The organism is Acidovorax delafieldii 2AN, from assembly GCF_000175235.1.
In the GTDB taxonomy this organism is placed as follows: Bacteria; Pseudomonadota; Gammaproteobacteria; order Burkholderiales; family Burkholderiaceae_C; genus Acidovorax; species Acidovorax delafieldii_B.
Map to the genome: position 1 here is coordinate 1 of NZ_ACQT01000279.1, position 4,414 is coordinate 4,414.

General features: G+C 66.6%; 6 protein-coding genes. 5 read left to right on the forward strand and 1 reads right to left on the reverse strand.

Features of this window, described 5'->3' with window-relative positions; all coding sequences use genetic code 11:
- Nucleotides 1-176 precede the first annotated feature (176 nt).
- From ACDELDRAFT_RS19560 to ACDELDRAFT_RS19575, 4 genes are all read left to right on the forward strand, one after another.
- A complete protein-coding gene (locus tag ACDELDRAFT_RS19560; protein WP_040329972.1) occupies nt 177-539 on the forward strand; it encodes an NIPSNAP family protein in 363 nt (120 codons plus the stop codon).
- On the forward strand, nt 536-925 hold the full coding sequence (locus tag ACDELDRAFT_RS19565; RefSeq protein WP_005799775.1) for an antibiotic biosynthesis monooxygenase family protein: 390 nt from the start codon (nt 536-538) through the stop codon (nt 923-925). Before ACDELDRAFT_RS19560 ends, ACDELDRAFT_RS19565 begins: the two co-directional genes overlap by 4 nt.
- A gap of 128 nt (nt 926-1,053) precedes the next feature.
- Entirely contained in the window at nt 1,054-1,266 is a 213-nt protein-coding gene (gene rpsU, locus ACDELDRAFT_RS19570) for a 30S ribosomal protein S21 (RefSeq protein WP_005799779.1), read from the forward strand.
- A 209-nt stretch (nt 1,267-1,475) separates the two neighbouring features.
- A complete protein-coding gene (locus tag ACDELDRAFT_RS19575; RefSeq protein WP_005799781.1) occupies nt 1,476-1,922 on the forward strand; it encodes a GatB/YqeY domain-containing protein in 447 nt (148 codons plus the stop codon).
- 288 nt (nt 1,923-2,210) lie between these two features.
- Here the strand turns inward: ACDELDRAFT_RS19575 and ACDELDRAFT_RS19580 are convergent, their stop codons facing one another.
- Nucleotides 2,211-3,125 (reverse strand): LysR substrate-binding domain-containing protein, encoded by a 915-nt coding sequence (locus ACDELDRAFT_RS19580; RefSeq protein ID WP_232504814.1) that lies wholly within the window; start codon nt 3,123-3,125, stop codon nt 2,211-2,213.
- A 227-nt stretch (nt 3,126-3,352) separates the two neighbouring features.
- Here ACDELDRAFT_RS19580 and ACDELDRAFT_RS19585 point away from each other — a divergent pair.
- The coding region (locus tag ACDELDRAFT_RS19585) for a tartrate dehydrogenase (RefSeq protein WP_005799783.1) at nt 3,353-4,414 on the forward strand (1,062 nt) is incomplete at its 3' end.

Consider the following 4,414-nt stretch of genomic DNA (forward strand, 5'->3'; position numbering starts at 1 on the left):
AGCAGCATCGCCGTGCGGGCGGGCTCGCCCACGAGGGCGGCGATGTGCGCGATCTGGTTGGTGTTCATGCCCGCAGTGTGCCGCAGCGATGGCCGCGTTGCTTCGTTCCGGGGCGAAGCATCCACCGCCCGGTGCGGAGCACGATGGACTCCTTGCAACCAACCCTGCTGAACGCCATGCTCATCACCTGCTTCATCCGCTATGAAATCGACCCGTTCCAGCGCGAAGCCTTCCGCACTTACGCCGAGGCCTGGGGCCGCATCATTCCCCGTTGCGGCGGCCATCTGGTCGGCTACTTCCTGCCCAGCGAGGGCACCAATGACGAAGCCTGGGGCCTGATCGCCTTTGACAGCCTGGCGGCCTACGAGGCCTACCGGGCGCGCCTTCGCGCCGACAGCGAGGGCCGCGCCAATTTCGAGTGGGCGCAGCAGCAGCGCTTCATCGTGCGCGAGCGGCGCACCTTCACGGAGGCGGTGACTGGCACCCTGTGGCGCCCGGCCCAGCCCGCCGCTGCGAACGCGCCAGAGGCCCGGCCATGATCGCCGTGATCTTCGAGGTACAACCCAGCGCCGAAGGGCGCCCGGCATACCTCCACCTCGCCGCCGGACTGCGCGAGCGGCTAGAGGCCATGGATGGTTTCATCTCCGTCGAGCGCTTCGAAAGCCTGTCCACGCCCGGCAAGCTGCTGTCTTTGAGCTTCTGGCGTGACGAAGAGGCCGTGGCCCGCTGGCGCACCCTGCCCGCGCACCGCCAGGCCCAGGTGGCGGGCCGTGCGGGCGTGTTTGCAGAATACCGGCTGCGCGTGGCGGCCGTGCTGCGCGACTATGGCCTGCACGAGCGCAGCCACGCCCCCGCAGACTCGCGCGCCTGGCACGAAGGGCCAGCCTCTGGAAAAGGCTTGCTTGGCAGTGCCGAACCGCTATAATGTCGGGCTTCGCTGGCAATGCCCCGTCGGCCAAATACTAGTTACAGACGGGGAAACCGCCACGTATGGTCTTGAGGCCCGATCTCCCCAAGACCCTCTGCGGGCAAAATTTTGGAAAACATTAGCTAATGACTACGATCCGCGTAAAAGAAAACGAACCCTTTGACGTTGCCCTGCGCCGCTTCAAGCGCACCATTGAAAAGCTCGGCCTGCTGACCGACCTGCGCGCCCGTGAGTTCTACGAGAAGCCCACCGCTGAGCGCAAGCGCAAGAAGGCGGCCGCCGTGAAGCGCCACTACAAGCGCGTTCGCAGCATGCAACTGCCCAAGAAGATGTACTGATCTTCCGGACCCCAAGCCTGCTTGGGTCCCAGAACCCGCGCTAGGGACGCCAAGCGCGGGTTTTTGTTTTTTCGGGCCTGCACAAAGCCCCTCTGGCGTCATTGCAACGCCTTGTCGTAGCAGCACTGCTGCCTGCGGCGTTGGCGCCTAGCCAGAGGGGCTTTGTGCAAACCCTCCGTCCCAGTCTGAAACCAAAAAAGGAAGCCGCCATGAGCCTCAAGGACCAGATCACCGAAGACATGAAGACCGCCATGCGCGCCAAGGACAGCGAGCGCCTGGGCACCATCCGCCTGCTGCAGGCCGCGATGAAGCAAAAGGAAGTGGACGAGCGCATCGTGCTGGACGACGTGGCCATCGTTGCCATCGTGGACAAGCTCATCAAGCAGCGCAAGGATTCGATCACGGCGTTTGAAGGTGCTGGCCGCCAGGACCTGGCCGACAAGGAAAAGTCCGAAATGGCCGTGCTGCAGGCCTACCTGCCCGAGCGCATGTCGCCCGAAGAAACCCTGGCCGCCGTGAAGGCCATCGTGGCCGAACTGGGCGCTGCGGGCCCCGGCGACATGGGCAAGGTCATGGGCGTGGTCAAGACCCGCCTGGCCGGCAAGGCAGACATGGGCCAGGTATCGGCGGCCGTGAAGGCAGCCCTGGCGGGCTGACCACCGCGCAGGGCAGCGCCCGGCAGCCCGTCCCCACAAGAGTGGCCAGCGCTCGCCAAGAACGCGCTGGTCACTCTTTTTTTTTGACAACGCCGGGGGTGCCACGGGCCGCACCGGCTTTCGGCAAACCCGCCTTGCGTATGCGCTTTGACGGGCGCCGGACGACCACTGCGCCCACGCAGAGAATCGCCATCGAGGACTGCCGACGCCTGCCGAGCGCCCGCGGCGAATCGCAGCGCCCAGACCCCCGGCAAATGCCGTAGCCGCAGCGCTCTCCCCCAGACGGCTTCAGCCCCGCAAGCGCTCCCACTCCTGTCGAAAATACGCTTCGAGAAATTCGACGCACACCCGCACCTTGGCTGAGCGATCGAGCCGCGTGGGGTACACCGCCCACACGTTGGCCTCCTGTCGCCAGTCGGGCAGCACCTGCACCAGCCGCCCCGCGCGCAGGTGCGCCCCCACATCCCACAGCGAGCGCAGCGCGATGCCGCGCCCATCCACGGCCCACTGCACCACCATCTCGCCGTTGTTGGCCGACAGCGGCCCCCGCACCTTCACCGTCTCATCCATCGCCCCGCCGCGCAGCCGCCACACGCCAAAAGGGTGGTCGCGTTCCTTGATCACCAGACAGTCGTGCCCTGGCAGGTCGGCCAGCGTGCGCGGGCTGCCATGGCGTGCCAGGTAGGCGGGGGCGGCGCACAGCACACGGTGGTTGTCGGCCAGCCGCCGTGCGATCAGATGCGGCGCGATCTCGTCGCCCACGCGCACGTCCAGATCGAACCCCTCGCCCGCCACATCCACCAGCCGATCGAACACTTCAAGCCGTACCTGCAAGCCGGCATGCTGCGCGACCAGCCGCGACATGGCGGGGGCCACGATCTGGCGGCCAAAGCCAAAACTGCTGCTCACCCGCAGTTGTCCGCGCGGCTCACGGCGGGTGACGGCAACCTCTTGCAGGAGCTGGTCCATGTCGTCGAGGATGCGCTGCGCCCACTGAAAGACACGCTCGCCCTCCTCGGTCACGGCCACGCGGCGCGTGGTGCGGTGCAGGAGCTTCACGCCCAGTTCCTGCTCCAGCAGCCGGATGCGCTTGCTAACGTACGCGGGCGAGGCGCCGAGCTCGGTCGCCGCTTCGCCGAAGCTGGCCTTGCGCACCACGACGGTGAACACCCGCAGGTCTTCGGTGGCTGGAGATTTATGCACGATTTGTGAAGAATGAGAGCACAGTTGCCGCATTGTATTTTTAGGTAGACAGCCGAACAATGCAGCCCAATGCCACGGCGGGCGACGCACGGGCCACGCTGCCCATGCAGCGGGCGCGGTGCAATCGCCGCCACGCCAGGCGGACGCCGCCGCCGACACCCCGGCGCTTGCACCTGGCCGATGGATCAACGCCTTCAACCCACTTCCTCACCCTTCAAGGATTCCGCATGAACAACAGCCCCTCTTCTTTCAGGATCGCCGTCATTCCCGGCGACGGCATCGGCAAGGAAGTCATGCCCGAAGGCCTGCGCGCCGTGCAGGCCGCCGCCCGGCGCTTTGGCATCGTGCTGGAGACCACCACCATCGGGTGGGCCAGCTGCGACTACTACGCGGCCCACGGAAAAATGATGCCCGACGACTGGAAAGCGCAACTGTCGGGCATGGACGCCATCCTCTTCGGGGCCGTGGGCTGGCCGGCCAGCGTGCCCGACCACGTCTCGCTGTGGGGATCGCTGCTCAAGTTCCGCCGCGAGTTCGACCAGTACATCAACCTGCGCCCCGTGCGATTGTTTGAGGGCGTGCCCTGCCCGCTGGCCGGCCGCAAGCCCGGCGACATCGACTACTACGTGGTGCGCGAGAACACCGAGGGCGAATACACGTCGCTGGGCGGCATCATGTACGAGGGCACCGACCGCGAGATCGTGATCCAGGAATCGGTCTATTCGCGCCACGGCGCCAACCGCCTGCTGAAGTTCGCCTTCGATCTGGCCCAGAGCCGTGCGCGCAAGCACGTGACCCTGGCCACCAAGAGCAACGGCATCGCCATCAGCATGCCCTGGTGGGACCAGCGTGCCGACGACGTGGCCAAGGCCTACCCCGAGGTGACGCTCGACAAGCAGCACATCGACATCCTCACGGCGCGCTTCGTGCTGCAGCCAGGCCGCTTTGACGTGGTGGCGGCCACCAACCTGTTTGGCGACATCCTTTCGGACCTAGGCCCGGCCACCACGGGCACCATCGGCCTCGCCCCCTCGGCCAACCTGAACCCTGAGCGCGCCTTCCCCAGCCTGTTCGAGCCCGTGCACGGCTCGGCGCCCGACATCTACGGCAAGAACATCGCCAACCCCATTGCCATGATCTGGTCGGGCGCGCTGATGCTGGACTTCCTCACCCAGGGGCAGGGCGCGGGCCGCCAGGCACACGATGCCATCGTGGCGGCCATCGAAGAGGTGCTCAGGAGCGGCCCGCGCACCCCCGACCTGGGCGGAACGGCCAACACCACGCAGGTG